The organism is Streptomyces mayteni (assembly GCF_054783955.1).
Window position 1 is genome coordinate 1 of record NZ_BAAGPR010000115.1, and the last position, 25,001, is coordinate 25,001.

26 protein-coding genes are annotated in these 25,001 nt (G+C 72.0%); 16 read left to right on the forward strand and 10 right to left on the reverse strand.

Going from position 1 to position 25,001, the window contains the following annotated elements; genetic code table 11:
• Positions 1 to 90: 90 nt before the first annotated feature.
• The 7 genes from ACYVPE_RS33170 to ACYVPE_RS33200 form a co-directional block, all read right to left on the reverse strand.
• On the reverse strand, positions 91 to 1,056 hold the full coding sequence (locus ACYVPE_RS33170; RefSeq protein ID WP_461037500.1) for a COX15/CtaA family protein: 966 nt from the start codon (positions 1,054 to 1,056) through the stop codon (positions 91 to 93).
• A gap of 64 nt (positions 1,057 to 1,120) precedes the next feature.
• Positions 1,121 to 1,882, reverse strand: a complete 762-nt coding sequence (locus tag ACYVPE_RS33175; RefSeq protein ID WP_461037501.1) for an ABC transporter permease — start codon at positions 1,880 to 1,882, stop codon at positions 1,121 to 1,123.
• Positions 1,879 to 2,814, reverse strand: coding sequence for an ABC transporter ATP-binding protein (locus ACYVPE_RS33180; protein WP_461037502.1), 936 nt, complete (start codon positions 2,812 to 2,814; stop codon positions 1,879 to 1,881). Before ACYVPE_RS33180 ends, ACYVPE_RS33175 begins: the two co-directional genes overlap by 4 nt.
• 83 nt (positions 2,815 to 2,897) lie before the next feature.
• Positions 2,898 to 4,202 (reverse strand): Gfo/Idh/MocA family protein, encoded by a 1,305-nt coding sequence (locus ACYVPE_RS33185; RefSeq protein WP_461037503.1) that lies wholly within the window; start codon positions 4,200 to 4,202, stop codon positions 2,898 to 2,900.
• A gap of 91 nt (positions 4,203 to 4,293) precedes the next feature.
• Positions 4,294 to 5,601 carry an ABC transporter substrate-binding protein gene (locus tag ACYVPE_RS33190; RefSeq protein WP_461037504.1) on the reverse strand — a complete coding sequence of 436 codons (1,308 nt, stop codon included), beginning with the start codon at positions 5,599 to 5,601 and terminating at the stop codon, positions 4,294 to 4,296.
• Positions 5,602 to 5,656: 55 nt separating this feature from the next.
• A complete protein-coding gene (locus tag ACYVPE_RS33195; RefSeq protein ID WP_461037505.1) occupies positions 5,657 to 6,559 on the reverse strand; it encodes a carbohydrate ABC transporter permease in 903 nt (300 codons plus the stop codon).
• Positions 6,552 to 7,475: a carbohydrate ABC transporter permease gene (locus ACYVPE_RS33200; RefSeq protein WP_461037506.1), complete on the reverse strand. Its 924-nt coding sequence runs from the start codon at positions 7,473 to 7,475 to the stop codon at positions 6,552 to 6,554. The genes ACYVPE_RS33195 and ACYVPE_RS33200 overlap by 8 nt, the downstream gene beginning before the upstream one ends.
• A 219-nt stretch (positions 7,476 to 7,694) precedes the next feature.
• Here ACYVPE_RS33200 and ACYVPE_RS33205 point away from each other — a divergent pair, with 219 nt between their 5' ends.
• The 9 genes from ACYVPE_RS33205 (at position 7,695) to ACYVPE_RS33245 (ending at position 15,880) form a co-directional block, all read left to right on the forward strand.
• Positions 7,695 to 8,699 carry a LacI family DNA-binding transcriptional regulator gene (locus tag ACYVPE_RS33205; protein WP_461037507.1) on the forward strand — a complete coding sequence of 335 codons (1,005 nt, stop codon included), beginning with the start codon at positions 7,695 to 7,697 and terminating at the stop codon, positions 8,697 to 8,699.
• 530 nt (positions 8,700 to 9,229) lie between these two features.
• Complete coding sequence (locus ACYVPE_RS33210; protein WP_461037508.1) at positions 9,230 to 10,006, forward strand: helix-turn-helix transcriptional regulator; 777 nt, start codon at positions 9,230 to 9,232, stop codon at positions 10,004 to 10,006.
• The gene (sufB, locus tag ACYVPE_RS33215; RefSeq protein ID WP_461037509.1) at positions 10,003 to 11,424 is read left to right on the forward strand and encodes a Fe-S cluster assembly protein SufB; all 1,422 of its coding nucleotides are present in this window, start codon (positions 10,003 to 10,005) and stop codon (positions 11,422 to 11,424) included. The genes ACYVPE_RS33210 and sufB overlap by 4 nt, the downstream gene beginning before the upstream one ends.
• 73 nt (positions 11,425 to 11,497) lie before the next feature.
• Positions 11,498 to 12,679, forward strand: a complete 1,182-nt coding sequence (gene sufD / locus ACYVPE_RS33220) for a Fe-S cluster assembly protein SufD (RefSeq protein ID WP_461037510.1) — start codon at positions 11,498 to 11,500, stop codon at positions 12,677 to 12,679.
• Entirely contained in the window at positions 12,676 to 13,011 is a 336-nt protein-coding gene (locus tag ACYVPE_RS33225) for a non-heme iron oxygenase ferredoxin subunit (RefSeq protein WP_461037511.1), read from the forward strand. The genes sufD and ACYVPE_RS33225 overlap by 4 nt, the downstream gene beginning before the upstream one ends.
• 9 nt (positions 13,012 to 13,020) lie before the next feature.
• A complete protein-coding gene (gene sufC, locus ACYVPE_RS33230) occupies positions 13,021 to 13,782 on the forward strand; it encodes a Fe-S cluster assembly ATPase SufC (protein WP_461037512.1) in 762 nt (253 codons plus the stop codon).
• Positions 13,779 to 15,038 carry a cysteine desulfurase gene (locus ACYVPE_RS33235; RefSeq protein WP_461037513.1) on the forward strand — a complete coding sequence of 420 codons (1,260 nt, stop codon included), beginning with the start codon at positions 13,779 to 13,781 and terminating at the stop codon, positions 15,036 to 15,038. The genes sufC and ACYVPE_RS33235 overlap by 4 nt, the downstream gene beginning before the upstream one ends.
• A gap of 27 nt (positions 15,039 to 15,065) precedes the next feature.
• A complete protein-coding gene (gene sufU, locus ACYVPE_RS33240) occupies positions 15,066 to 15,545 on the forward strand; it encodes a Fe-S cluster assembly sulfur transfer protein SufU (RefSeq protein ID WP_461037514.1) in 480 nt (159 codons plus the stop codon).
• Positions 15,542 to 15,880, forward strand: a complete 339-nt coding sequence (locus ACYVPE_RS33245; RefSeq protein WP_461037515.1) for a metal-sulfur cluster assembly factor — start codon at positions 15,542 to 15,544, stop codon at positions 15,878 to 15,880. Before sufU ends, ACYVPE_RS33245 begins: the two co-directional genes overlap by 4 nt.
• Positions 15,881 to 15,983: 103 nt before the next feature.
• Here ACYVPE_RS33245 and ACYVPE_RS33250 read toward each other — a convergent pair whose 3' ends face one another.
• Complete coding sequence (locus ACYVPE_RS33250) at positions 15,984 to 16,220, reverse strand: hypothetical protein (protein WP_132818492.1); 237 nt, start codon at positions 16,218 to 16,220, stop codon at positions 15,984 to 15,986.
• Positions 16,221 to 16,382: 162 nt separating this feature from the next.
• Between ACYVPE_RS33250 and ACYVPE_RS33255 the strand changes: the two genes are divergently transcribed.
• The 4 genes from ACYVPE_RS33255 to ACYVPE_RS33270 are packed head-to-tail and all read left to right on the forward strand — an operon-like array spanning position 16,383 to position 19,119.
• A complete protein-coding gene (locus ACYVPE_RS33255) occupies positions 16,383 to 16,703 on the forward strand; it encodes a DMT family transporter (RefSeq protein ID WP_461037516.1) in 321 nt (106 codons plus the stop codon).
• Complete coding sequence (locus tag ACYVPE_RS33260; protein WP_461037517.1) at positions 16,703 to 17,290, forward strand: TetR/AcrR family transcriptional regulator; 588 nt, start codon at positions 16,703 to 16,705, stop codon at positions 17,288 to 17,290. The genes ACYVPE_RS33255 and ACYVPE_RS33260 overlap by 1 nt, the downstream gene beginning before the upstream one ends.
• Before the next feature lie 10 nt (positions 17,291 to 17,300).
• Complete coding sequence (dapD, locus tag ACYVPE_RS33265) at positions 17,301 to 18,287, forward strand: 2,3,4,5-tetrahydropyridine-2,6-dicarboxylate N-succinyltransferase (RefSeq protein WP_461037518.1); 987 nt, start codon at positions 17,301 to 17,303, stop codon at positions 18,285 to 18,287.
• 40 nt (positions 18,288 to 18,327) lie between these two features.
• Positions 18,328 to 19,119, forward strand: coding sequence for an EI24 domain-containing protein (locus ACYVPE_RS33270; protein ID WP_461037519.1), 792 nt, complete (start codon positions 18,328 to 18,330; stop codon positions 19,117 to 19,119).
• Between the two features lie 28 nt (positions 19,120 to 19,147).
• Here ACYVPE_RS33270 and dapA read toward each other — a convergent pair whose 3' ends face one another.
• Positions 19,148 to 20,050 carry a 4-hydroxy-tetrahydrodipicolinate synthase gene (dapA, locus tag ACYVPE_RS33275; RefSeq protein ID WP_461037520.1) on the reverse strand — a complete coding sequence of 301 codons (903 nt, stop codon included), beginning with the start codon at positions 20,048 to 20,050 and terminating at the stop codon, positions 19,148 to 19,150.
• Between the two features lie 49 nt (positions 20,051 to 20,099).
• A complete protein-coding gene (locus ACYVPE_RS33280; protein WP_461037521.1) occupies positions 20,100 to 21,956 on the reverse strand; it encodes an endonuclease/exonuclease/phosphatase family protein in 1,857 nt (618 codons plus the stop codon).
• Between the two features lie 288 nt (positions 21,957 to 22,244).
• Between ACYVPE_RS33280 and ACYVPE_RS33285 the strand changes: the two genes are divergently transcribed.
• From ACYVPE_RS33285 to ACYVPE_RS33295, 3 genes are all read left to right on the forward strand, one after another.
• Complete coding sequence (locus ACYVPE_RS33285; RefSeq protein WP_461037522.1) at positions 22,245 to 23,759, forward strand: thioredoxin domain-containing protein; 1,515 nt, start codon at positions 22,245 to 22,247, stop codon at positions 23,757 to 23,759.
• Positions 23,760 to 23,763: 4 nt separating this feature from the next.
• Positions 23,764 to 24,480: a histidine phosphatase family protein gene (locus ACYVPE_RS33290; RefSeq protein ID WP_461037523.1), complete on the forward strand. Its 717-nt coding sequence runs from the start codon at positions 23,764 to 23,766 to the stop codon at positions 24,478 to 24,480.
• A 114-nt stretch (positions 24,481 to 24,594) separates the two neighbouring features.
• Entirely contained in the window at positions 24,595 to 24,996 is a 402-nt protein-coding gene (locus ACYVPE_RS33295) for a zinc-ribbon domain-containing protein (RefSeq protein ID WP_461037524.1), read from the forward strand.
• Positions 24,997 to 25,001: the final 5 nt, after the last annotated feature.

The following is a 25,001-nucleotide window of genomic DNA, read 5'->3' on the forward strand; positions in this document are numbered from 1 at the left end:
GGCGCCTGACATGCCGCTCCGCGGCGTGGGGTAACGCAGCGAGGTGCCGTAGCTGGCGTCGCGGCCCCACGAAGATCCGGAAGACAGGCCCTAGGCCGCGGCTGCCACCGGCCGCTCCGCGGCGGTCGCCGCCACCGGCTCGCGCTCGCGGATCGCGAGCAGCAGCCGCAGGGTGGCGATCCAGACCAGCGTCGCGCCGAACAGGTGCGTGCCGACCAGCAGCTCCGGCTCGTCGAGGAAGTACTGGACGTAGCCGATCACGCCCTGGCCGAGCAACACCAGGATCAGCTCCCTGGCCCTGGCCCGCGGCCCGGGCGGAGCGTCCATCAGCCGCATGCCGATCCAGATGGCGACCGCGCCGAGCACGACGGCCCAGGCCAGCAGGGAGTGGATCCGGGTCACCGTCTCCCACGCGAACGGCATCCGCTCGATGTCGCTGTCGTCTCCGGCATGCTTGCCGCTGCCGGTGACCGCCGTGCCGGCGATCACCAGGGCCGCTGACAGCGCGGTGAGGCCGAGGACCGCGCGCCGCACCGGCGGGCCGACCAGCGGGCGGGCCTGGCCGTCGCCCTCGCGGGCGCGGATCCAGCCGAGGGTGGTCGTGGTGAGCAGTGCCATCGCGGCCAGGAAGTGGGCGGCGACGATGTAGGGGTTGAGCTCGGTCAGGACCGTGATCCCGCCGATCACGCCGTTGCTCGCGACCACCCAGAACTGGGCCCAGCCGAGCCGGGTCAGCTGGCGCCGCTCCGGCTTGGCCGACCTGGCGGCGATGATGAACCAGCCGACGGCGGCCGACACCACGTAGGTCATCATCCGGTTGCCGAACTCGATGGCGCCGTGCAGGCCCATCTCGCGGGTGGCGACCAGGCTGTCGTCGCTGCAGCGCGGCCAGGTGTCGCAGCCGAGCCCGGATCCGGTGAGCCGGACGGCGCCGCCCGTGACGATGATGACGACGCTCATGACGAGTGCGGCGAGTGCCGCGCGGCGCACGGTCTCGGGCCGCGGCGTCCAGCGTTCGGCGAGGTAGGCGAGGGGGTTTCGCACTGGTTTCAGCACCCGGACATCGTATGCCCCCCGCTTGTGCAACTTTTCACGAGGGGGCGGGAGCGGGCGCCACCCGCTACTCCCAGCGGAAGAAGCGGCCCGCGGCGGCCAGTGCGAGGACCGCCCAGACGGCCAGCACGCCGGCGTCGCCCCACGGCATCGCGGCGCCGTCCCGCAGCACCTCCCGCAGGCCGTCGGAGAGCGCGGCGAGCGGCGTGAGACCGAGAACGGCGCGCGCCCCTTCGGGGAACTCGTCGAGCGGGACGACCACCCCGCCGAAGAACAGCAGCAGCACGAAGACCAGGTTGGCCGCGGCCAGCGTGGCCTCGGCGCGCAGCGTGCCGGCCATCAGCAGGCCGAGCCCGGAGCAGGCGGCCGTGCCGAGCAGCAGCAGGACGGCGACGGAAAGGGGGTTGCCGTGCGGGGACCAGCCGAGTGCCAGCGCCACCGCCGTCAGCAGCACCGTCTGGAGCGCCAGCGTCACCAGCACCGCGCCCGTCTTGCCGCAGAGCAGCGCCCAGCGCGGCAGCGGGGAGGCGCCGAGCCGCTTGAGCACCCCGTAGCGGCGCTCGAAGCCGGTGGCGATGGCCTGGCCGGTGAACGCGGTGGACAGCACGGCGAGCGCCAGGATCCCGGGGGCCAGGAAGTCGATGCGCTCCCCCTCGACGTCGACGAGGTCGACGGTGGAGAACAGCACGAGCAGCAGGGTCGGGATGACGACGGTGAGCAGCAGCTGCTCGCCGTGCCGCAGCATCATCCTGGTCTCCAGCGCGGCCTGGGCGGCGATCATCCGGGGGAGTGGGGCCGCGCCGGGCCGGGGGGTGTGCCGACCGGTCATGACCGCAGCTCCTTGCCGGTGAGTTCCAGGAAGACGTCCTCCAGGGTGTGCCGCCGGGTGCTGATCCGGTCGGCCAGCACCCCGTGCTGGGCACACCAGGCGGTGACGGTGGCCAGCAGCCGCGGGCCGACGTCGCCGGTGATCCGGTAGTTGCCGGGGCTCGGCTCCTCGGCCTGGCTGCCGGCCGGCAGCGCCTTGCGCAGCGAGGCGAGGTCGAGCCCGGGGCGGCCGGAGAAGCGCAGCACGTCGGCGTTGCCGCCGCGGGACAGCTCGGCCGGGCTGCCGTGCGCTATGACCCGGCCGGCGTCCACGATGGCCACCTCGTCGGCCAGCTCCTCGGCCTCGTCCATGAAGTGGGTGGTGAGCACGGTCGTCACGCCGTCGGCGCGCAGTTCGCGGATCAGGTCCCAGGTGGCGTGCCTGGCCTGCGGGTCGAGGCCGGCGGTCGGCTCGTCGAGGAAGACCAGCTCGGGGCGGCCGACGACGGCGAGTGCCAGGGCGAGCCGCTGCCGCTGGCCGCCGGAGAGCCGCCGGTAGGGGGTGCGGCCGCAGGAGTCGAGGCCGAGGCGCTCGGCCAGCTCCGGCACGTCGAGCGGGTGGGCGTGCAGCCCCGCCACGTGCCGCAGCATCTCGAGCGCCCGGATCCCCGGGTAGATGCCGCCCTCCTGGAGCATCACGCCGATCCTGGGGCGGAGCGCCGCGGCCTGGGTGGCGGGGTCGAGGCCGAGGACCCTCAGGCGGCCCGCGTCCGGGACGCGGTAGCCCTCGCAGCACTCGATCGTGGTGGTCTTGCCGGCGCCGTTGGGGCCGAGGACGGCGGTGACGGTGCCGGTGCGGACGGTCAGGTCGAGCCCGTCGACGGCGGCCGTGCCGCCATAGCGTTTGACCAGACCGACGGCCTCGACGGCCGGCGTGCCCCCTGCGGAATGCATGCTGTGGAGTGTAGGTCGACCGTCGAGGCCGGCCCGCGCGGGGCCGACCCCGACGGCCGGGGAGGGGCGGGGGAGGGCGGTGGTCAGGCGTCGACGAACCGGGTGCCCTCGTCGTCGAGCAGCACCGGGGCGCCGGTGCGGGCCGACTCGTTGGCGGCCACGCCGGTGAGCACCGAGCGGATCCCGTCCCGGTAGCCGGCCTGGCGGGCCAGCGGGTCGTCGCCCGGGCCGCGGAACACGTCGTCGAGGAGCAGCCGGTCGCCACCGCCGTGGCCGCCGGCGCCCTGGACGATCGGGATCTCCTCGGCCTCCTTCCAGTGCTCGTGCAGGGTCAGCCGCTCGTAGGTGCCCTCGTTCTGGGTCTTGCCGTGCGCGGTCGGGTCGACGGCCGCGTGCGGCGGGGTCCAGGCGCGCTCGCACACGTCGAGCTCGATCTGTCCCCTGGTCCCGGTGAAGACCACCCGGTAGCCCTCGGACGGCGCGTGCGTGGTGAGCGAGTAGCTGAGCAGCGCGCGGTTTCCGTAGCGGACGAGGACCGACATGTTGTCCGGGATGGTGACGCCGTCGGTGAACACGTCCTGGTCGCGGATGTAGCCGTCCTCGTGTTCGGCGTCCAGGTAGAGGCGCTTGAGGTGCGGATCGGCCGAGATGTCGAGGATGAACGGGTCGGTGCCGAGACCCGGGGCGCCCTGGCCGCGGGTCGGACGCGGGCCGTACTGCTCGGCGCCGGCGCCGTCGCCGCCGTAGAAGCGCCGCTCGGTCTGGGCGAAGACCAGCTCGGGGTGCGAGCCGAGCCACCAGTTGACCAGGTCGAAGTGGTGGGTCGACTTGTGGACCAGCAGGCCGCCCGAGTTCTCGGCCTGCCGGTGCCAGCGGCGGAAGTAGTCGGCCCCGTGGATGGTGTCCAGCGACCAGTCGAAGTGGACGGCGGTGACGGCCCCGATCCGGCCCGCCGCCAGCAGCTCACGCACCGCCGAGTTACGGGGCGCGTAGCGGTAGTTGAAGGTGACCACCAGCCGCCCCCGACCGCGTTCCGCGGCGGCCGCGATCTTGGCGCAGCTCTCCGCGTCGACGGTCAGGGGCTTCTCCACGATGACGTCCCGCCCGGCGTCCAGCGCCGCGCACACGTAGTGGGCGTGGGTGGAGTCCATGGTGGTGACCACGACGGCGTCGGCCCGTTCGAGCAGGGCCGGGAAGTCGTCGGGCGAGAAGGTCGGGACGGCGTCCCGGCCCGTCGCGGCGATGCGTTCGTTGTAGTAGTCCATCCGCGTCCGGTTGCGGTCGCAGAGCGCGGTGATCTCTCCGGTGTCGCTCCAGTCGCCCAGCAGGGCGTCGACGTACATCCGAGACCGATGGCCCAGGCCGACGATTGCGTAGCGGCGTGTCATCCGGGGTTCTCCTGGTGGGAGTGGTGGCGGTGCGGTGGTGCGGGTCGTGCGGTGGTGCCGGTGGTGCCGGTGGTGCGACGGAGGGATCGCGTCAGCCGAGCGAGGAGTTGGCCTCGTCGATGAACGCGTCGGCGGCCTCCTGCGGCGACAGCCGGCCGAAGTTGACCTCCTCGCCGTAGCGCTGCAGCATGTCCGGGATCTCGCCGGCGCCGACCGGGTTGACCGACGGCGGGTCGGCCAGCTCGCTGGAGAGCTCGTCGATGAAGGCCAGCGACTGCTGGTCGGTCTCCGGCAGTTCGGCCTCTATCTGCTCGCGCACCGTGCCGTTGATCGGCAGCCCGCGGTCGGAGCCGAGGATGGCGGCCGCCTCCGGGTCGTTGATCAGGAAGTCCACCAGCTCGGCGGCGGCGTCCTTCTTGCCGCTCGACTCGGCGATGTTCCAGTACATGGTGGGCTGCAGGAACTGCCCGCCGCTCACGGCGCCGGAGTCCTGGGGCCAGCGCAGGATCTCGACCTCGGCGCCCGAGCCGGTGGTGACGGCGTTCAGCTGGTTGCTCCACCACATGCCGAAGGCACCCTGGCCGGTGGAGATCAGCGACTGGTCGACGCTGGTGTTGCCGATCTCGGCGCTGAGCGAGGCGTCCGGGGTGGCCCCGGCCTCGACCAGGCCGTTGTTGTACTCGAACCAGTCGGCGACCGTCTCGGGGGACATGCCGATCTGGTCGTCCGCGTAGAACGACTCGCCGCGCTGGGCCGCGTAGATGTTGAGGTAGGCGTCGTTCCAGCTCAGCTGCGTGCCGTAGGTGCCGTCGCCGATGGTCTCCGTGACCTCGGCGCTGAAGTCGCGGTAGTCGTCCCAGGTCCAGGTGGTGTCGTCGGGCAGTTCGAGCCCGGCCTCCTGGAGCAGGGTCGTGTTGACCATGATCACGAAGGCGTTGGCGCCGGTGGGGATGGCGTACTGAGTGCCGTCCACCTGCCCGGTGGTGAGGATCTCCGGGTCCATGTCCCCGGTCTCCACCAGCTCGGACATGTCGGCGAGCGCGCCACGGGTGGCGAACTCGCCCATCCGGCGGATCTCGGTGGCGAAGACGTCGGGCGCGTCGCCCGAGGCGAGTTGGGTGGTCAGCCGGTCGTAGTAGGAGTCCCAGTCGGCGTACTCCTGCTCGACCGTGATGTCCGGGTGGTTCTCCTCGAAGAGCGCGACGGCCTCGGCCGTGAGCCCCTGCCGAACGTCGTTGCCCCACCAGCTGAGGCGCAGCGTCACGGGGCCGCCGTCTTCGCCGCCGCCGCTGTCGCCGCCGCCACAGGCCGCGGTGGTGAGGACCAGGGCGCCGGTCGTCAGCAGCGCCGGGGCGAGCTTCCTCGCGCTGGTCCAGTGGTGCCTTCTGCTGCTCGTCACGGGAGACCTCCTTGTCTGTTACGTGGGTGAGTGCGCGTGGGGGTGGGCGGTGGGGTCACCGCAGGCCGGTGGTGGCGATGCCACGGACCAGGTACCGCTGGCCGGCCAGGAAGAAGCCGAAGATCGGCCCCAGCGAGAGGACGGAGATGGCGAACATCGGCCCCCAGGAGGAATCCCCGCTGGAGTCCAGGAAGTTGCGCAGCGCCACCGGAACCGTCAGCTTGTCGGGGCTGGTCAGGAAGATCAGCTGGGACAGGAAGTCGTTCCAGGTCCAGATGAAGGTGAAGATCGCCGTGGTGGCCAGCGCCGGGGTGCAGAGCGGCATGATGATCCGCGAGAAGATCCGCCAGTGGCCGGCGCCGTCGATCACGGCCGCCTCGTCGAGTTCTCTCGGCAGGGTGCGGATGAACTGCACCATGAGGAAGATGAAGAAGGCGTCGGTGGCGAGGAACTTGGGCACGATCAGCGGGTAGAACGTGTTGATCCAGTCCAGTTCCGAGAACAGGATGTACTGCGGCACCAGGGTCACGTGCAGCGGCAGCATGATCGAGCCCAGCATCAGCGCGAACCAGAAGCGCTTCAACGGGAACTCGAGCCGCGCGAACGCGTAGGCCGCCAGCGAACAGGCCACCAGGTTGCCGACGATCGAACCCGCCGTGATGATCGCCGAGTTCAGGAAGTAGTGGCTGAACGGGTACTGCAGCGCGTCCCAGCCGTTGCTGTAGTTGTCCAACGTGACGTCGCCGGGTATCAGCCCGGGCTCACGGAAGATGATCTCCTGCGGCTTGAACGAGCTGGAGACCATCCACAGCAGCGGATAGAGCATCACCAACCCGAAGCCGATCAGCGCCGCGTGGGTGAGGAGCTTCTTGCCGGCGAGGGCCTGCATCACCCTGCCGAACAGGGTGTCGTTGGTCTTGGCGCGCTGCGCGCGTTTGGCGGCGGCGTTACTAGTCACTGTAGAAGACCCAATACCTCGACATCAGGAAGTTCACCCCGGTCAGCACCGCGATCACGATCACCAGGAACCAGGCCATCGCCGAGGCGTAGCCCATCTCGAAGTTCCCGAAGCCCTTCTGGTAGATGTGCATCGTGAGCAGCAGCGTGGAGTCGGAAGGGCCGCCCTTTCCGCCACTGACCACGAACGCCTGCGTGAAGGACTGGAACGAGTTGATCAGCTGCAGGACCAGGTTGAAGAAGACGATCGGGGTCAACAGCGGCAGCGTGATCGAGAAGAACTGCCGTATCTGACCGGCCCCGTCCAGGCCCGCCGCCTCGTAGTAGCTGCGGGGTATCTGCCGCAGGCCGGCGAGGAAGATGACCATCGGGGCGCCGAACGTCCAGACGTTCAGCACGATCAGGGTGCCGAGGGCGGTGTCCGGGTGGGCCACCCAGCTCTCGCCCTCCACCCCGAACCAGCCGAGGACCTCGTTGACCAGCCCCTCGGCGCCGAAGACCTGGCGCCACAGGATGGCGACGGCGACGCTGCCGCCGAGCAGGGAGGGCAGGTAGTAGATCGACCGGTAGAACGGCAGGCCGCGGACGCCGCGGTCCAGGACCAGCGCCAGCGCGAGGGCGAAGGTCAACTGGAGCGGCACCGAGACGAAGACGTAGATGGTCGTGTTGCTCAGGGCCTTCATGAATCGCGGATCGTCGGTGAACATCTCGACGTAGTTGTCGAAACCGACCCACTGCGAGTCGCCGATGAGGCTGTAGTCCGTGAAGGACAGATAGAGGGAGCTCAGGAGCGGGCCCGCGGTGATGGCCACGAGCCCGACGAACCAGGGTGCGAGGAACAGATAGGCGGCGACCGCCTCCTTGCGCCGTCGCTTGCGGAGCTGCGGGGCAAGGGTCGTTCCCTGAGTGGTGGACATGCGGAAGAGCGCTCCTTTCCGTGACACCACGGCGGAGTTGGGTGCGAGCGCGCGATGGATTACAACCGGTTGCAGGACCATGGCCCACGGCCGGGGAAACGTCAAGGGTCCGCGCACGTATCAATGGCAACCGCTTGCAGGATAGGGTGCCGGCCATGGCTGAGAACGGCGCTGACAACGGCGCAGGGGAGCTGATCGCGTGGCGGTGATCGCGTGGCGGTGACCATCAGAGAAGTGGCGCAGGCCGCCGGGGTGCACGTGTCGACGGTCTCCCGCACCTTCTCGGCGCCGAACCTGGTCAACGCCGAGACCAGGGAACGGGTGATCGCGGCCGCCGAGGAGCTGGGCTACCGACCCAACCAGGCGGCCAGGGCGTTGACCACCGGACGGACGAACAATCTCGGTCTGATCGTCGCCGACATCGCCAACCCGTTCTTCCCGCCGCTGATCAAGGCCGCGCAGTCCTACGCCAGGGTGCGCGGCTACCAGGTCTTCGTCGCGGACACGGACGAGGACCCCCGGGTCGAGGAGGAGCTGATCGCCACCCTCGCCCGGCAGGTGGACGGCGTGCTGCTGGTCAGCCCGCGGCTCTCCAACACGGCGATCGCCAGGCTCGGCGCCGACCTGCCGTTCGCCGTGGTGAACCGGCGGGTCAAGGGCCTGCCGGCGGTGCTGATGGACGTGGGCAGCGGCGCCGGCGCGGCCGTCGACCACCTGGCCTCGCTCGGCCACCGGCGACTCGTCGTGCTCGGCGGCCCCCGCGGCTCCTGGACCAGCGGCCAGATCCGCCGCGCGGCGGGCGCGGCGGCCGAGCGGCACGGCGTCGACCTCACCTACCACGGGCCGAACGCCCCCACGGAACACGGCGGCTTCCGCGCCGCGGCGGCGGTGCTCGCCGTCGGCGCGACCGGCGTGATCGCGTACAACGACCTGGTGGCCATCGGCGCGATCGAGGGCCTGGCCGAGGAGGGCGCGGAGGTGCCGCGCGACGTCAGCGTCGTCGGCGTCGACGACACGGTGGCCGGCCGGCTGAACCGGCCCAAGCTGACGACGATCGCGATGCCGACGCAGACGGCGGGGCGGTCGGCGGTGGACCTGCTGCTACAGGCGATCGACGAGGCGGGGGCGGGAGCGGGGGAGGTGCGGGGCGTCGCGCAGATGATCCTGGAGACGGGGCTGGTCGTCCGCGACTCCACGGGCGCCGTCCCGGCGCGGACGCCCTGAGGGTTTCCACCCACCCACCCGCCCTTGCCTCCGCTTCCGCGCGGGGTGGGCCTGCGGCCCGGCGCGGCCGCCCCCTGCGGGCGGCGGCTGCGCCGCCGGGGAGGTGCCCGCCCGCCCTGCTTTCGCGCTTCGCGCGGGGTGGGCCTGCGGCCCTGTGGGGGCCGCGCCGCCGTGCGGTGCCTGGCTGCTGCTGCGGGGTTCCCCACCCGCCTGCCCTGCTTTCGCGCTTCGCGCGGGGTGGGCCTGCGGCCCGGCGTGGCCGTGCCCTGCGGGCGGCGGCTGCGCCGCGCGTGCGCGCCGTCCTCGTTCTCGCGCGAAGCGCGGGACGGGTGTCGGGCTCGTCCCGGCCGTGAGGCCGGGACGAGCCCGCAGGGCGCTGAGTGGAGCGCCGGGGAAGGGCGGGAGGGTGGGGGAGAACCCCTCACCCGCAGGCCGCCGGTCAGGTAAGGGTCGCCTTACGTGATGTACTGCATTCGGGCAGGTCAGACCGCGGCTTGCTCGCTTCGCGGGAATTACGCAACAATGACGTTGTGAAAAACCGGAGTGAGCAGCGGGAGGCGCCCGCGGTCGCGGAGGCGGCCGGGACGCGGCAGCGCGTTGCCCGCTCCATTCTCGATCACGGTGCTTCCACCGCCGCCGAGCTCGCCGTCCGGCTCGGGCTCACCCAGGCCGCCGTCCGGCGCCATCTCGACGCGCTGGTCGCCGAGGGCCTGGTGGAGCCGCGGGAGAAGCGGGTGTATGGAGCGCGTGGCCGGGGTCGTCCGGCCAAGGCGTTCGTGCTCACCGACGGCGGCCGGGACGCCTTCGACCACGCCTACGACGAGCTCGCCGTCGAGGCGCTGCGCTGGATCGAGCGCGCCGCCGGGGGCGGCGAGCGCGGGGCGGCGGCCGTGCTGGCCTTCGCCAGGGACCGTGCCGCGGCCCAGGCCGAGCAGTACCGTTCCTTCTTGGAGGCGGCCGCGCCGGACGGGAAGGCGCGCGCGCTGGCCGAGGCGCTGACGTCCTCCGGGTTCGCCGCCGCGGTCCACGAGGTGGCGGCGCCGGCCGGCGAGCAGCTGTGCCAGCACCACTGCCCGGTGGCGCACGCGGCGCAGCGCTATCCGCAGCTGTGCGAGGCCGAGGCCGAGGTCTTCTCCGACCTGCTCGGCAGCCATGTGCAGCGGCTCGCCACCATCGCCCTCGGGGACGGCGTCTGCACGACCTTCGTGCCGAAGGCCGGTCACGCCGGTCATGCCGGTCACGCCGGTCACGTCCCCGCCGAGACCACCACCGCAACCGAAAGCACTGCCGGGAGGAACCCAGCATGACGCTCCCCACGGAGACCGCCCACCCCGAGCTCGAGGGCCTGGGCACGTACGAATACGGCTGGGCCGACTCCGACGCGGCCGGCGCCGCGGCCAAGCGCGGCCTGTCCGAGGCCGTCGTCCGCGACATCTCGGGCAAGAAGTCCGAGCCCGAGTGGATGCTGAAGCTGCGCATGAAGGGCCTGAAGCTCTTCGGCAAGAAGCCCATGCCCAACTGGGGCTCCGACCTCAGCGGCATCGACTTCGACAACATCAAGTACTTCGTGCGGTCCACCGAGAAGCAGGCCCAGAGCTGGGAGGACCTGCCGGAGGACATCAAGAACACCTACGACAGGCTCGGCATCCCCGAGGCCGAGAAGCAGCGCCTGGTGGCCGGCGTGGCCGCGCAGTACGAGTCGGAGGTCGTCTACCACCAGATCCGCGAGGACCTGGAGAAGCAGGGCGTCATCTTCCTCGATACCGACACGGCGCTCAAGGAGCACCCGGAGCTGTTCCAGGAGCACTTCGGCACCGTGATCCCGGCCGGCGACAACAAGTTCGCCGCGCTCAACACGGCGGTGTGGTCCGGTGGTTCCTTCATCTACGTGCCGCCGGGCGTGCACGTCGACATCCCGCTCCAGGCGTACTTCCGGATCAACACCGAGAACATGGGCCAGTTCGAGCGGACCCTGATCATCGTCGACGAGAACGCCTACGTGCACTACGTCGAGGGCTGCACCGCGCCGATCTACAACTCGGACTCGCTGCACTCCGCGGTCGTCGAGATCATCGTCAAGAAGGGCGGCCGCTGCCGCTACACGACGATCCAGAACTGGTCGAACAACGTCTACAACCTGGTGACCAAGCGCGCCGTGGCCTACGAGGGCGCCACCATGGAGTGGGTCGACGGCAACATCGGCTCCAAGGTCACCATGAAGTACCCGGCCGTCTACCTGATGGGCGAGCACGCCAAGGGCGAGACGCTGTCCGTCGCCTTCGCGGGCGAGGGCCAGCACCAGGACGCCGGCGCCAAGATGGTGCACATGGCCCCGCGCACCTCGTCCAACATCGTCTCCAAGTCGGTGGCCAGGGGCGGCGGCCGCACCTCCTACCGCGGCCTGATCGAGATCGCCGAGGGCGCGGCCGGCTCCAAGTCGAACGTGCTGTGCGACGCGCTGCTGGTGGACACCATCTCCCGCTCGGACACCTACCCCTACGTCGACGTCCGCGAGGACGACGTGACGATGGGCCACGAGGCGACGGTCTCCAAGGTCAGCGACGACCAGCTCTTCTACCTGATGAGCCGCGGCCTCTCCGAGGACGAGGCGATGGCGATGATCGTGCGCGGCTTCGTCGAGCCCATCGCCAAGGAGCTGCCGATGGAGTACGCCCTGGAGCTCAACCGGCTGATCGAGCTGCAGATGGAGGGCTCGGTCGGCTGACCGGCCGCCCGTCCTCGATCCCGCATCCCGTCCGACATCATGTCCGATCAAGAGAGTGAGCACGACGACACCCATGGCTGAGGCCCAGAGTATGCCGGCCGGCGCCAGCGCGGGCGGAGCGGTCGCGGTGGCCGCCGAGTCCAGCGTCGCCACCCGGATGAGCGCCCCGCCGTCCTTCGATGTGGCGGACTTCCCCGTCCCGCACGGCCGCGAGGAGGAGTGGCGGTTCACGCCCCTCGACCGGCTGCGGGGGCTGCACGACGGCACGGCCGTCGCCGGCGGCACCATCAAGGTCGAGGTCGACGCGCCGGACGGGGTGACCGTCACCCCGGTCGGCCGGGACGACCCGCGGGTCGGCAGGGCCGGTGCCCCCGTCGACCGGGTCGCGGCCCAGGCGTTCAGCTCCTTCGAGAAGGCCACCGTGATCTCGGTGCCGAAGGACGCGGTGCTGAAGGAGCCGGTGCGGGTCGCGCTGCACGGCGAGGGCGGCGTCACCTTCGGGCACACCGTCTTCGAGATCGGGGCCTTCGCCGAGGTCGTCCTCGTGCTCGACCACACCGGCGACACCGTCCGCTCGGCCAACGTCGAGTACCTCGTCGGGGACGGCGCCAAGCTCACCGTTGTCAGCGTGCAGGACTGGGACGACACCGCCGTGCACTGCTCCCAGCACAGCGCGCTGGTCGGCCGGGACGCCAGCTTCAAGTCCGTGGTCGTCACCTTCGGCGGCGACGTGGTCAGGATCCACCCGCGGGTCGCCTACGCGGGCCCCGGCGGCGAGGCCGAGTTGTACGGCGTCTACTTCACGGACAACGGCCAGCACCAGGAGCACCGGCTGCTGGTCGACCACAACGCGCCCAACTGCCGCAGCAACGTGGCCTACAAGGGCGCCCTGCAGGGCGCCGACGCGCACGCGGTGTGGATCGGCGACGTGGTGATCCGGGCGTCCGCCACCGGCACCGATACCTACGAGCTCAACCGCAACCTGGTCCTCACCGACGGCGCCCGGGTCGACTCGGTCCCCAACCTGGAGATCGAGACCGGCGAGATCGCCGGCGCCGGCCACGCCTCGGCCACCGGCCGGTTCGAGGACGAGCAGCTGTTCTACCTGATGGCGCGCGGCATCCCCGCCGACGAGGCGCGTCGTCTCGTGGTGCGCGGCTTCTTCGCCGAGCTCGTCCAGCAGATCGGCGTGCCGGACGTCGAGGAGCGGCTGATCGCCAAGCTGGAGGCCGAGCTGGAGGCGTCGATCGCATGACCACCGGCTTCGTGAGGGTGTGCGCGCTGGGCGACCTCGAGGAGGACGTGCCGCGGCGCGTGGAGCTCGACGACACCCCGGTCTGCGTCGTCCGTACCGAGGGCGAGGTGTTCGCGGTCAACGACATCTGCTCGCACGCGAACGTCTCGCTCTCCGAGGGCGAGGTGGAGGACTGCCAGGTCGAGTGCTGGCTGCACGGATCCAGCTTCGACCTGCGCACCGGCAAGCCCTCCGGGCTGCCCGCCACCCGCCCCATCCCCGTCTACCCCGTCAAGATCGAAGGAGAGGGGCCCGGCGCCGCCGTGCTCGTCTCCCTCTCCCAGGAGTCCTGAGGCATCCCCATGGCAACGCTTGAGATCCACGACCTGCACGTCTCCGTCGAGACCGAGACCGGCTCCACCGAGATCCTGCGCGGTGTCGACCTGACCGTGAAGCAGGGCGAGACCCACGCCATCATGGGCCCCAACGGCTCCGGCAAGTCCACCCTGGCGTACTCGCTGGCCGGTCACCCCAAGTACACCGTCACCGGCGGCACCGTCACGCTGGACGGCGAGGACGTGCTGGAGATGTCCGTCGACGAGCGGGCCCGCGCCGGCGTCTTCCTCGCCATGCAGTACCCGGTCGAGGTGCCCGGCGTCTCGGTCTCCAACTTCCTGCGCACCTCCGCCACCGCCATCCGTGGCGAGGCACCCAAGCTCCGCACCTGGGTGAAGGAGGTCAAGGAGGCCATGGAGCGCCTTGAGATGGACCCGGCCTTCGCCGAGCGCAACGTCAACGAGGGCTTCTCCGGCGGTGAGAAGAAGCGCCACGAGATCCTCCAGCTGGAGCTGCTGAAGCCGAAGATCGCCATCCTCGACGAGACCGACTCCGGCCTCGACATCGACGCGCTGCGGATCGTCTCCGAGGGCGTCAACCGGCTGCGCGAGGGCGGCGAGGCCGGCACCCTGCTGATCACCCACTACACGCGGATCCTGCGCTACATCAAGCCGGACCACGTGCACGTCTTCGCCGGCGGCCGGATCGTCGAGTCGGCCGGCCCGGAGCTGGCCGACAAGCTCGAGGCCGAGGGCTACGAGCAGTACACCAAGGGGGGCGCCTCATGAGCCACGCGCTGCCGGGTCTCCTCGACACCGAGGCGATCCGCAAGGACTTCCCGATCCTGCACCGCACCGTGCACGACGGGAAGCCGCTGGTCTACCTGGACAACGCGGCGAGTTCCCAGAAGCCGCGCCAGGTGCTCGACGCGATGTCCGAGTACTACGAGCGCCACCACGCCAACGTGCACCGCGGCGTCCACGTGCTCGCCGAGGAGGCCACCGCGCTCTACGAGGGCGCCCGCACCAAGGTCGCCTCGTTCGTCAACGCGCCGAGCCGGGACGAGGTGATCTTCACCAAGAACGCCTCGGAGTCGCTCAACCTGGTGGCGAACATGCTCGGCTGGGCCGAGGAGCCGTACCGGGTCGACGACCGCACCGAGATCGTCATCACGGAGATGGAGCACCACTCCAACATCGTGCCGTGGCAGTTCCTGGCGCAGCGCACCGGCGCGAAGCTGAAGTGGTTCGGCCTCACGGACGACGGCCGGCTCGACCTGTCGAACATCGACGAGCTCATCACCGAGCACACCAAGGTCGTCTCCTTCGTGCTGGTCTCCAACGTGCTGGGCACCCACAACCCGGTCGAGGCGATCGTCAGGCGCGCCCAGCAGGTCGGCGCCCTGGTGGTGATCGACGCCTCGCAGGCCGCCCCGCACATGCCGCTCGACGTGCAGGCGCTCGGCGCGGACTTCGTGGCCTTCACCGGCCACAAGATGTGCGGGCCCACCGGCATCGGCGTGCTGTGGGGCCGGCAGGAGCTGCTCGAGGACCTGCCGCCGTTCCTGGGCGGCGGGGAGATGATCGAGACGGTCACCATGAACTCGTCGACGTACGCGCCGGCGCCGCACAAGTTCGAGGCGGGCACGCCGCCGATCGCCGAGGCCGTGGGCCTGGGCGCCGCCGTCGACTACCTGTCCGGCATCGGCATGGAGCGGATCGCGGCCCACGAGCAGGCCCTCACCCGCTACGCGCTGGAGCGGCTGGCCGAGGTGCCCGACCTGCGGATCATCGGCCCGGTCAGCAGCGAGGACCGGGGCGCCACGGTCTCCTTCACCCTCGGTGACATCCACCCGCACGACGTGGGCCAGGTGCTGGACGAGCAGGGCATCGCCGTCCGGGTCGGCCACCACTGCGCGCGGCCGGTCTGCCTGCGCTACGGAATTCCGGCGACCACGCGAGCGTCGTTCTATCTGTACTCGACGCCGGCCGAGGTGGACGCCCTGGTCCGGGGGCTCGAGTACGTGCGGGGCTTCTTCGGATGAGGGTTCGGATGGGGATGGTGTGATCGCATGGGTCTTGGAGCCATGGAGTCGATGTACCAGGACGTGATCCTGGACCACTACAAGAACCCGCACGGGCGGGGTCTGCGGGACGGCGACGCCGAGGTCCACCACGTCAATCCCACGTGCGGTGACGAGATCACGCTGCGGGTGCGGTACGACGGCGAGACCATCGCCGACGTCTCGTACGAGGGGCAGGGCTGTTCGATCAGTCAGGCCAGCGCGTCCGTGCTCAACGAGCTGCTGGTCGGCAAGGGGCTCGCCGAGGCCCTGGCCGTGCAGGACACGTTCCTGCGCCTGATGCAGTCCAAGGGGCAGCTCACCCCGGACGACGCGATGGAGGAGGTGCTGGAGGACGCGGTGGCGTTCGCCGGCGTCTCCAAGTACCCGGCGCGGGTGAAGTGCGCGCTGCTGAGCTGGATGGCCTGGAAGGACGCCACCGCCCAGGCGCTGGGCGAAGGCCTGGTGAACGAGAGGACGACGTCATGAGCGACACCGAGACCGTCACGGCGAAGCCGGCGGGCGAGGAGGAGATCCGGGAGGCGATGATGGACGTCGTCGACCCGGAGCTGGGGATCGACGTGGTCAACCTCGGCCTGATCTACGGCATCCACGTGGACGAGGAGAACATCGCCACCGTCGACATGACCCTGACCTCCGCGGCCTGCCCGCTGACGGACGTCATCGAGGACCAGGCCAGGTCGGCGACCGAGGGACTGGTCAGCGAGCTGAAGATCAACTGGGTCTGGATGCCGCCGTGGGGCCCCGACAAGATCACCGACGACGGCCGCGAGCAGCTGCGGGCGCTGGGCTTCAACGTCTGAGCCCCGCCCGCCGCGCCGCCGGTCGGCGTCCCCCCCTCGGTGCCTCCCGCCGCCCCGCCCCGGGCGCGGGAGGCACCGTCGTGTCCGGCGGGTGCCCGCCGGCTCAGGCGTGGTCGACCAGCTGGGCCTGGCCCTTGGCTCGGGCGCAGTGGCCGCAGCAGTAGAAGTGGCCGTCGGCCGTCTCCAGGCCGTGGCCCATGATCCGGGTCTGGCAGTTCTCGCAGATCGGGGCCATCCGCTGGACGGCGCACTCGAAGCTGTCGAAGACGTGGACCTCGCCCGCCGCGCGGACCTCGAAGGACATCCGGTAGTCGTTGCCGCAGACCTCGCACTCGGCCATCTGCTCTTCACTCCCTGTGATGATGTGATCGTGCCGCTGTTCGCCGCAAGGATGACCGGAAGGCCGGCGGTGGTCCGGTCGGCGCGCGGGGCGGTCACTCCACCGGCTTGCGCCCGCCGGTGATGTGTACACCTGTACGTATCGTTGTGTACGCTGGTACACATGGTTTACGTGACGCTTGCCGCCGCGATCGCCTCGGAGATCGTGGCCACCACCCTGATGAAGTACAGCGACGGCTTCAGTCGGCTCTGGCCCAGCGTCGGCACCGTCGCCGGCTACCTCGTCGCCTTCGCGCTGCTCGCCCAGGTCCTGAAGTCGATGGACGTCGGCTCGGCCTACGCCATCTGGTCGGGCGCCGGCACCGCCGTCGTCGCCCTGATCGGGGTCCTCTTCCTCGGGGAGGCCGCCACCGCCGCCAAGCTGCTCGGCGTCGCCCTGGTCGTCGCCGGCGTCGTCACCCTCAACCTGGGCGGGGCCCACTGATGGCCCGCCGCTACGATCCGGACCGGCGCGAACGCATCGTCGAGGCCGCCGTCCGGGTCGTCACCGAGCACGGCATCGCCGGCCTCAGCCACCGCAACGTCGCCGCCGAGGCCGACGTGCCGCTCGGCTCCACCACCTACCACTTCACCGACCGCGACGAGCTGCTGGCCGTCGCCCTGAAGCGGATGAACGACGAGTGGCTCGCCTGCCTGGCCGACCGCCTCGCCGAGCATCCGGAACTGCCGCTGGCCAGGCGGCTCGCCCGCTTCGTCGGCCACAGCCTCGGCCCCGAGCGCGCCGAGACGGAGCTGGCCTACGAGCTCTACTTCGCCGGGCTCCGCAACCCCACCCTCCGCCCGCTCTCCGCCGAGCTCCTGGCGAGCGTCGCCGAACTGCTGCGCCCCGTCGTGCCCGACCAGGTCACCGCCAGGCTGCTGACCGCCGCGCTCGACGGGCTGCTGATCCAACTCCTGCTGAGCGGCCGCGCCTACGACGAGCGGGAGGCCGTCGCCCTCTTCGATCGGGTGCTCGCACCCCCGGCGCCCGCTGACCGGACCGGTTCGCCCCCGGCCGACGCCACCGGTTAGCGTCTGTGCCATGACCGACGAAACAACCCCCGCCACCGGCGCAGTCGCCACCGGCCTCGCCACCCTGACCCACGACGGGACCGTCCTCGACACCTGGTTCCCCGCGCCCGAGCTCACCTCGGAGCCGGGCATCGCCGGCACCGAGCGGCTGACCGCCGAGCGCGCCGCCGAGCTGCTCGGCGAGGCCGCCACCCGCGCGGTGGGCCCCGACCCGCGCCGCGGCGTCGAAGTCGTGGCGGTCACCACGGTCATCGCCTCCGTCCAGGACAAGCCGCTCGACGCGCACGACGTCTACCTCAGGCTGCACCTGCTCAGCCACCGCCTGGTGCGGCCGCACGGCCTCAACCTGGACGGCCAGTTCGGGCTGCTCGCCAACGTCGCCTGGACCAACCTCGGCCCCGTCCCCGTCGACCGCGTCGAGGAGGCCAGGCTGGCCGCCCGCGCCGAGGGGCTGGCGCTCACCGTCACCAGCGTCGACAAGTTCCCGCGGATGACGGACTACGTGGTGCCGGAGGGGGTCCGCATCGGCGACGCCGACCGGGTCAGGCTCGGCGCCCACCTCGCCTCAGGCACCACGGTCATGCACGAGGGCTTCGTCAACTTCAACGCCGGCACCCTCGGCATCTCCATGGTCGAGGGCCGGATCAGCGCCGGCGTGCTCGTCGACGACGGCTCCGACATCGGCGGCGGCGCCTCGATCATGGGCACGCTCTCCGGCGGCGGCAAGCAGACCATCTCCATCGGCCGCCGCTGCCTGCTCGGCGCCCAGGCCGGCCTCGGCATCTCCCTGGGCGACGACTGCGTCGTGGAGGCCGGCCTCTACGTCACCGCCGGCACCCGGATCACGCTGCCGGACGGCGCGGTCGTCAAGGCCCTGGAGCTCTCGGGCGCCGACAACCTGCTGTTCCGCCGCAACTCCACCACCGGCGTCGTCGAGGCGCTGCCCCGCACCGGCACCTGGGGCGGCCTCAACGAGGTGCTGCACAGCCACAACTGAGCCCGACGGGCTGTCAGCGGCGGGCGATAGGGTGACCGGCGTGAACGGATTCGCGGTGGGCCTGCGCTGTCTGGCCCAGGGACAACGGTGGGTGTTCGGTCGCCCGCGCTGGTTGCTTTTCGGTCTTGTGCCCGCGTTGATCGCCCTGGTGATCTACGTGGGCGCGCTGGTGGCGCTCGCCCTCTTCGCCGGCGACGTCGCCGTCTGGGCCACCCCGTTCGCCGACGACTGGGATGATCCCTGGCAGCCGCTGGTGCGGGTCGGGTTCGCGCTGCTGCTGGTCGCCGCCGGCCTGATGCTCGCGGTCCTCACCTTCACCGCCGTCACCCTGATCATCGGCGACCCGTTCTACCAGTCGCTCGGCGAGAAGGTCGAGGAGACCGAGGGCGGCGCCCCGGCCGGCCCGGGGCGTTCGCTCTGGCAGGACATCCGGGTCTCGATCAGCGACAGCCTCCGCGTGCTGCTGTGGGTGCTGCTCTTCACCGTCCCGCTGTTCGTGCTCGGCTTCGTCCCGGTGATCGGCCAGACCGTCATACCCGCCATCGGCTTCGCCGTCTCCGGGTTCTTCCTCACCGTCGAGCTCACCTCCGCCGCCCTCGACCGCCGCGGCCTGCCGCTCAGGGAGCGGATCCGGCTGCTGCGCCGCCGGCTGCCGGCCGCGCTCGGCTTCGGCGTGCCGCTGATCCTGCTCTTCCTGATACCGCTGGGCGCGGTCCTGCTGATGCCGGGCGCCGTGGCCGGCGCCACGCTGCTCTCCCGCGCCCTCGCTCCGGCGCCCCAAAGGGGCGCGGGGAACGGCGCGCTCAGCCCCAACGGCGCCGCGGCCACGTGACGGCCCGCCGCGGCCCCCAGCGGAGCGCTTAGCGCACCGGCTCGGTCAGTGCGGCGCGGAGCGCCGTCGTGAGGCGTTCGGTCTGGGCCTCGTCCGCCGGCAGCAGGGGCGGGCGGACGGGGCCGCCCGGCAGGCCCGCGGCCTGGAACAGCGCCTTCACGCCCACCGTGCCTGGCACCTCGTGCATCATCGCCGCCACCAGCGGCAGCAGCGCCTGGTGGCGGCGGGCCGCCAAGCCGGTGTCCTCCGCGGCGAACGCGTCGAGCACGCCGCGCACCTGCCGGCCCGCCACGTTCGCCACCGTGCTCACGCAGCCGGCGGCGCCGATCGCCAGCAGCGGCAGGTTGAACTCCTCGCTGCCCGAGTAGTAGGCGAGCGCCGTGTCGCCCATCACCAGGCCGGACTTGAGCAGGTCGCCGGCGCAGTCCTTGACCCCCGCGATCCGCTCGTGCTCGGCGAGCCGCCGCAGCGAGTCGGCCGTCAGCGCCGTGCCGGCCCCGGTGCGCGCGGGGATGTCGTACAGCATCACCGGCAGCCCGGTCGCGTCGGCCACCGCCCGCAGATGGGCGACGATGGCCTCCTGCGTCGGCCGCGAGTAGTACGGCGTCACCACGAGCAGTCCGTGGGCGCCGGCCGCCTCGGCGGCCCTGGCCAGGCCCACCGAGTGGCGGGTGTCCGCCGTGCCCACCCCGGCGACCACCGTCGCCCGGTCGCCGACCGCCTCCACCACGGCCCGCACCAGCGCCGTCTTCTCGGCGTCCGTCGTGGTCGGCGACTCGCCCGTGGTGCCGCTCAGCACCAGGGCGTCGCAGCCGGCCCGGTCCACGAGGTGGGTGGCCAGCCGCTGGGCGCCCGCCAGGTCGAGGCCGCCGTCGGCGGAGAACGGAGTGATCATCGCGGCGGCACAGCGGCCGAAGGGAGGTGCGGACATGCCGGCAGTCTCCACCCCTTCGGCCGCCGTGGCCAACGGGAATCCCGGGTCAGGGCTCGAAGCGCAGCACCTGCGGGTCGTGGTCGCTCGCCTGGTCGGCGAACTCCGCGTTGATGTGCACGATGTCGTAGTCGAAGCGGCGGATCGACGGCGACACCAGGGTCTGGTCGAGCACCTGCGAGTTCCCCTGGAACACGTAGGTGTAGCGCTCGTCACGCGGCAGCGAGTCCACCGCGCTCCGCAGTGCGCCGTCCGCCGTCAGGGCCCTGGTGGTCGGCGAGAACTCGAAGTCGTTGATGTCGCCGAGCACCACCACCTGCGCCTGCCGCTGTGCCGAACGGATGTCCCGCACGAAGGAGTTGACCACCCGCGCCTGGGCGATCCGCTGCGCCTCCGACGACCGCGACGGCGGCTGGAAGCGGCCGTGGAGCGACTGGTCGCCACCCTTGGAGGCGAAGTGGTTGGCGACGACGATCACCGTCTCGCCACGGAAGGAGAACTCGGCGGCCAGCGGCTTGCGGCTGTCCTCCCAGGCCCAGTTGCCCGGGTCGACCCGGCCGGGGGACGCGGTCAGCTCGGCCCGCCCGCGCCGCTTGACGACCTCGGTGCCGGTGGTCGAGTCCCCGCCGGCCCGGTCGACGAAGTCGACCCGCTCCGGGTTGAACAGGAACACCGTGCGGATGTTGCCGCCCGGCTGCCCGCCGTCCTCGCCGTCCACCGGGTCGATGCCGCGCCACTCGTACCGCGGGCCGCCGGCCGCCACGATCGCGTCGACGAACCGCTGGAGCGTCTCGTCCGCGGCCACCGTGCCGTCGTTCGTCGACCCGCTGTTGTCCTGCACCTCCTCGATCGCCAGGATGTCGGGGGCGGCCAGGTTGGCGACGACGGCCTCGGCCAGCCGGTCGAACTTGGACTGCGGGTTGGCCGGGTTGAGGTTCTCCACGTTGTAGGTGGCGATGGCCAGCTCGTCCTGGCGCTGCGCCCTGGTGGTCTCCGGCTCGAGGCCGCCGGACTCCACGGTGCCCATCTCGCGGGCCGCCACCAGGTAGCCGCCGAACTCGTCGAAGTCCAGCGGGCCCTCGGTGGTGCCGGTCAGCACGTCGCCGACGTTCGCCGTCGGGAACGGCTCCTGGGCGACCGGAACCAGCGACTCCACCTTCAGCCGCCCGGCGTTCTGGTCGTCGTAGGAGGCGTACCTGGTGCCGCCGTTGGCGGTCCGGTTGGCCTCCGGGTCGAGCGACACCCACAGCTCGTAGTAGGGGGTGCTCGGGCCGACGATGGCGGCGTCCTCGACGGACACGTTCATGCCCTCGAGCGACTCGAACAGGTCGAGCGCGTAGCGGTCGGGGCGCAGGGCGAGGCCCTCGATGTTCCCGCCCTCGGCCGGCTCGCCCGTCGGTGCGTAGCGGCGCGGCAGGTCGTCGGCGTCCAGGGTGACCGGGGCCGGCAGCTCGTTGCCCGAGGAGACCACGGTCACCGTGGGCCGCGCTATCTGGGTCAGCGACTGGACGCCGGTGTCGGCGCCGCCCGGGTAGTACTCGCCGACCGTGCCGGACACCCGCACGTCGTCGCCCACCGCGACCCGCGGCGTGGAGCTGGTGAAGACGAAGACGCCCTCGCTGGTGGCCGGGTCGGCGTCCGGCGTCGGGTCCTGGATCCAGAACCCGCGCGAGCCGTAGGTGCGCACCCCGGTGACGATGCCCGCCACGTCGGTGACCTGCTGGCCGGCGTAGGGCGAGACCCGGGTGTCGCCCTGGATGTCGTGGATGCGCGGCGACGCGAGCGTGCCGGGGGCGGCGGGCTCCTCGGCGTGCGAGGGGTCGACCAGCAGCACGGAGCAGAGGCCGGCGACGACGAGCGCGCCGACGGCGACCGATCTGCGGCGCGGACGGACTGAGGCGGACAAGGGACCCTCCAGGGCGATAGCGGCAGGCCCTTCCATTCCGGGCCCTCTACGCGCGTCAAGTTCCCGCAGTCCCGCATGCCTTGTCAACGCCCCCCAGGGAGCCGGTAGGAAACGTTCCGGTTAATCGCGGGCTGGTCAGGGCCCGGGCGTCCCCGCTCACCCGCCGCGCCCCTCGGGCCAATGGTGATGAGCCGTCACGGAAGGGCCCCCGCCTCATCTAGGCTGGGGGCGGCCTTTGCAAGGTTTCGATGAGGAGCGATGGTGAACCCCGCTGACGAGCGTCCGGTCATGCCCCCTGTGCGGCTGCCCTCCGATGCCGAGTTGGCCCGCGCGGCCCTGGCGGCCCCGCTCCTGGCCAGAGCGGCCAGGCTCGCCCGCTGGTCGGCGCCCGAGGTCCCGGTGGGCGCGGGCGGGGAGCTGCCGGCCGAGCTGGTGAAGCACGCCGTCGCCGAGCTGGGCCTCGGCTCCGACGAGGACGGCGAGGCGCTGGCCGCCGAGGCGTGGAACTTCGCGGTCGACAGCGGCCTCGTCGCCGTCCTGGAGGACGACGAGGCCGACGACGACCCGGACGGCGAGGAGGTGGCCGACGGCGGGCCGGTCGCCGGCACCGCCGCGCCGGGTGCCGAGCTGGCCCAGCTCACCGACGGGCGTCCGGCCGACGTGCTGGAGATCTGGTCCGAGGGCCTGGACGCGGTGCTGGCCGAGGTCGCCACCCCCACCTTCGAGGAGCTGCTCGGCGAACTGCCGGAGCAGTCGGGGGAGGGCGAGCCGTTCGACCCGGCCACCGTCGACCTCGACGCCCTCGGCTGGGACCCGGAGGAGGAGGCCGACTTCCTGGACTCGGCGCTCGGCAGCCTCTACCTCTTCGCCCTCACCGACGACTCGGGCCAGGCCGCCACCATGGTGCCGCTGCCGATGGTGGCCGCGGCCTCCGTGATCCCCGAGGACATGGACGAGCTGTCCGAGGCCATGATGGACGAGCTGTCGGCCGCCGTGCTCAAGCTGGACGAGCAGTTCCGCGCCCTGGTCGACACCGGCATCCTGGAGTACCAGCCGGTGGACGAGTCGGTGCTCGCCGAGGTGGGGGCCGACGACGAGGAGACGCCGGCCCCGGTGGCCGAGGTCGGCGAGGACGACCTGACCCGCTACGGCCAGGCCCGGCTGACGCCGCTCGGGCTGCACGCGGTGCGCCGCCGGATGATCGAGGCCGGCCTCGCCGCGCCGCTCGTGGGCGAGCTCGCCGACCAGGGCGCCGACGTCCTGCTCGCCGCCCTGCCGCACCGGCCCGAGACCGCCGCCCACGACGAGGCCGCGCTGTGGCTGGCGGCCCGCGAGCCGCTGGCCGCCGCCCGCGAGCTGCTGGCCGCCGCCCGGGGCGTCGACCCCGCGGCGCCCGGCCGCCGGCTCGGCTGCCAGCTGGTGCTCGCCATGATGGACGGCCGCGCCGAGCCCGCGCTCCGCGAGGTGCTCGACGACTCCGAGCTCGGCGGCCTGGCCCGGGTCTGGCTGGCCGAGCACGGCGTCGTCGACGTGCCGCCGCCCGGCGAGGACATGGTCTTCTGGCTCACCATCGACACCCTGGCCGCCCAGCTCGGCGGCGCCGAGATCGAGGAGAACGCGCCCGAGCTGCGCGACCTGGTGACCGACCTGGCCGACCAGCACAGCGGCTTCTTCGACCGCGCCTGGCGCACCGACCACCCCGCCACCGCCGACGTGTTGGAGGCCGTGGGCCGGCTGCACCCCGACAAGCAGCTGGCCAAGCAGGCCCGTAAGGCCGCCTTCAAGTCCCGCTCCCGGGACTGACGCCGTGCCGCCGCGCGCCGCGCCGGTTCCGCCGGGTAATCCGCTGGCCGAGCTGGTCGCGGTCCGCCACGCCGAGAGCACGGCCAACCTCCGCTTCGCCGCCGCGCGGCGGGGCGGCGGGCCGGTCGAGGTGGAGCCCGAGCCCTGCGACGCCGACGTGCCGCTCTCCGACGCCGGCCTGGCCCAGGCCGCGGCGCTCGGCCGCTGGCTCGCCGGCCTCGGCGCGGACCGCGGGCCCGAACTCGTCGTCTGCTCGCCCTATCTGCGGGCCCGGCGCACCTGGGAGCTGATGACGGAGGCCGCGGCCGCCGGCCCCTGGCCGGCGCCGCTGGTCGACGAGCGGCTGCGGGACCGGGAGATGGGCGTCTTCGAGCTGCTGCCGGAACGCGCGATCCGGGAGCGCGCCCCCGACGAGGCCGAGCGGCGCGAGCGCCTCGGCGACTGGTACTACCGGCCGCCGGGCGGCGAGTCGCTGGCGGACGTCGCGCTGCGGGTGCGGGACCTGCTGACGGAGCTGGCCGGGGCGGCGGCCGGCCGGCGGGTGCTGCTGGTGGCTCACGACGCGGTCGTGGCGGCGGTCCGCCACGTACTCGCCGGCCTCGGCGCGCCGCCGCCGGTGGGTGAGGAGCCGGTGGCCAACGCCTCGGTCTCCCGCTGGGTCGGCGACGGCGACCGGCTGCGGCTCGTCGCGTACGGTGCCACCGACCATCTGCCGGGCTAGCCGTCGGTCACGGTTGGGCCAAGGATCGCGCGTGGCGGCAACCGTTCGGCCCGTGCCGGACGTCTGCGGGGGGTCAGAGTCTTGCCCTGTACGTATGCAATCCGGAGTTCTCGCGTGCTGATTTTCGGCTCCTCCACCAAGGTTCTTCAGCTGGCGATGCTGAACCTGCTGTGCAACTTCTGCGGCAACCCGTCGGCGCAGGCGCTGCGCAAGCGGGTCACCAAGTTCACGCTGTTCTTCATCCCGCTCTTCCCGATCGCGCCCGCCAAACACACGTTGCAGTGCACGTTCTGCGGCGGGACGCAGGAGGTGTCGAAGGAGAACGTCGAGCACCTGCTGGCCGCGGCGGGCGCGGGCGCGCCGAGCAACCAGCCGCCGGCCCAGGGCGGCAACCCCTTCGCCGGCCAGCCGCAGCCGGGCCAGCCGCAGCCGGGCCAGCCGCAGCCGGGCCAGCCGCAGCCGGGCCAGCCGTCGGCCGGGCCGCCGTACCCGCCGCAGGGCCAGCCGCGGGTCTGACCGGC

Coding starts and splice junctions, on each gene's coding strand:
- ACYVPE_RS33175 (WP_461037501.1), bottom strand. CDS start 1,882: ATGACCGGTCGGCACACCCCCCGGCCCGGCGCGGCCCCACTCCCCCGG.
- ACYVPE_RS33180 (WP_461037502.1), bottom strand. CDS start 2,814: ATGCATTCCGCAGGGGGCACGCCGGCCGTCGAGGCCGTCGGTCTGGTC.
- ACYVPE_RS33185 (WP_461037503.1), bottom strand. CDS start 4,202: ATGACACGCCGCTACGCAATCGTCGGCCTGGGCCATCGGTCTCGGATG.
- ACYVPE_RS33200 (WP_461037506.1), bottom strand. CDS start 7,475: ATGTCCACCACTCAGGGAACGACCCTTGCCCCGCAGCTCCGCAAGCGA.
- sufB (WP_461037509.1), top strand. CDS start 10,003: ATGACGCTCCCCACGGAGACCGCCCACCCCGAGCTCGAGGGCCTGGGC.
- sufD (WP_461037510.1), top strand. CDS start 11,498: ATGGCTGAGGCCCAGAGTATGCCGGCCGGCGCCAGCGCGGGCGGAGCG.
- ACYVPE_RS33225 (WP_461037511.1), top strand. CDS start 12,676: ATGACCACCGGCTTCGTGAGGGTGTGCGCGCTGGGCGACCTCGAGGAG.
- sufC (WP_461037512.1), top strand. CDS start 13,021: ATGGCAACGCTTGAGATCCACGACCTGCACGTCTCCGTCGAGACCGAG.
- ACYVPE_RS33235 (WP_461037513.1), top strand. CDS start 13,779: ATGAGCCACGCGCTGCCGGGTCTCCTCGACACCGAGGCGATCCGCAAG.
- sufU (WP_461037514.1), top strand. CDS start 15,066: ATGGGTCTTGGAGCCATGGAGTCGATGTACCAGGACGTGATCCTGGAC.
- ACYVPE_RS33245 (WP_461037515.1), top strand. CDS start 15,542: ATGAGCGACACCGAGACCGTCACGGCGAAGCCGGCGGGCGAGGAGGAG.
- ACYVPE_RS33250 (WP_132818492.1), bottom strand. CDS start 16,220: ATGGCCGAGTGCGAGGTCTGCGGCAACGACTACCGGATGTCCTTCGAG.
- ACYVPE_RS33255 (WP_461037516.1), top strand. CDS start 16,383: ATGGTTTACGTGACGCTTGCCGCCGCGATCGCCTCGGAGATCGTGGCC.
- ACYVPE_RS33260 (WP_461037517.1), top strand. CDS start 16,703: ATGGCCCGCCGCTACGATCCGGACCGGCGCGAACGCATCGTCGAGGCC.
- dapD (WP_461037518.1), top strand. CDS start 17,301: ATGACCGACGAAACAACCCCCGCCACCGGCGCAGTCGCCACCGGCCTC.
- dapA (WP_461037520.1), bottom strand. CDS start 20,050: ATGTCCGCACCTCCCTTCGGCCGCTGTGCCGCCGCGATGATCACTCCG.
- ACYVPE_RS33285 (WP_461037522.1), top strand. CDS start 22,245: ATGCCCCCTGTGCGGCTGCCCTCCGATGCCGAGTTGGCCCGCGCGGCC.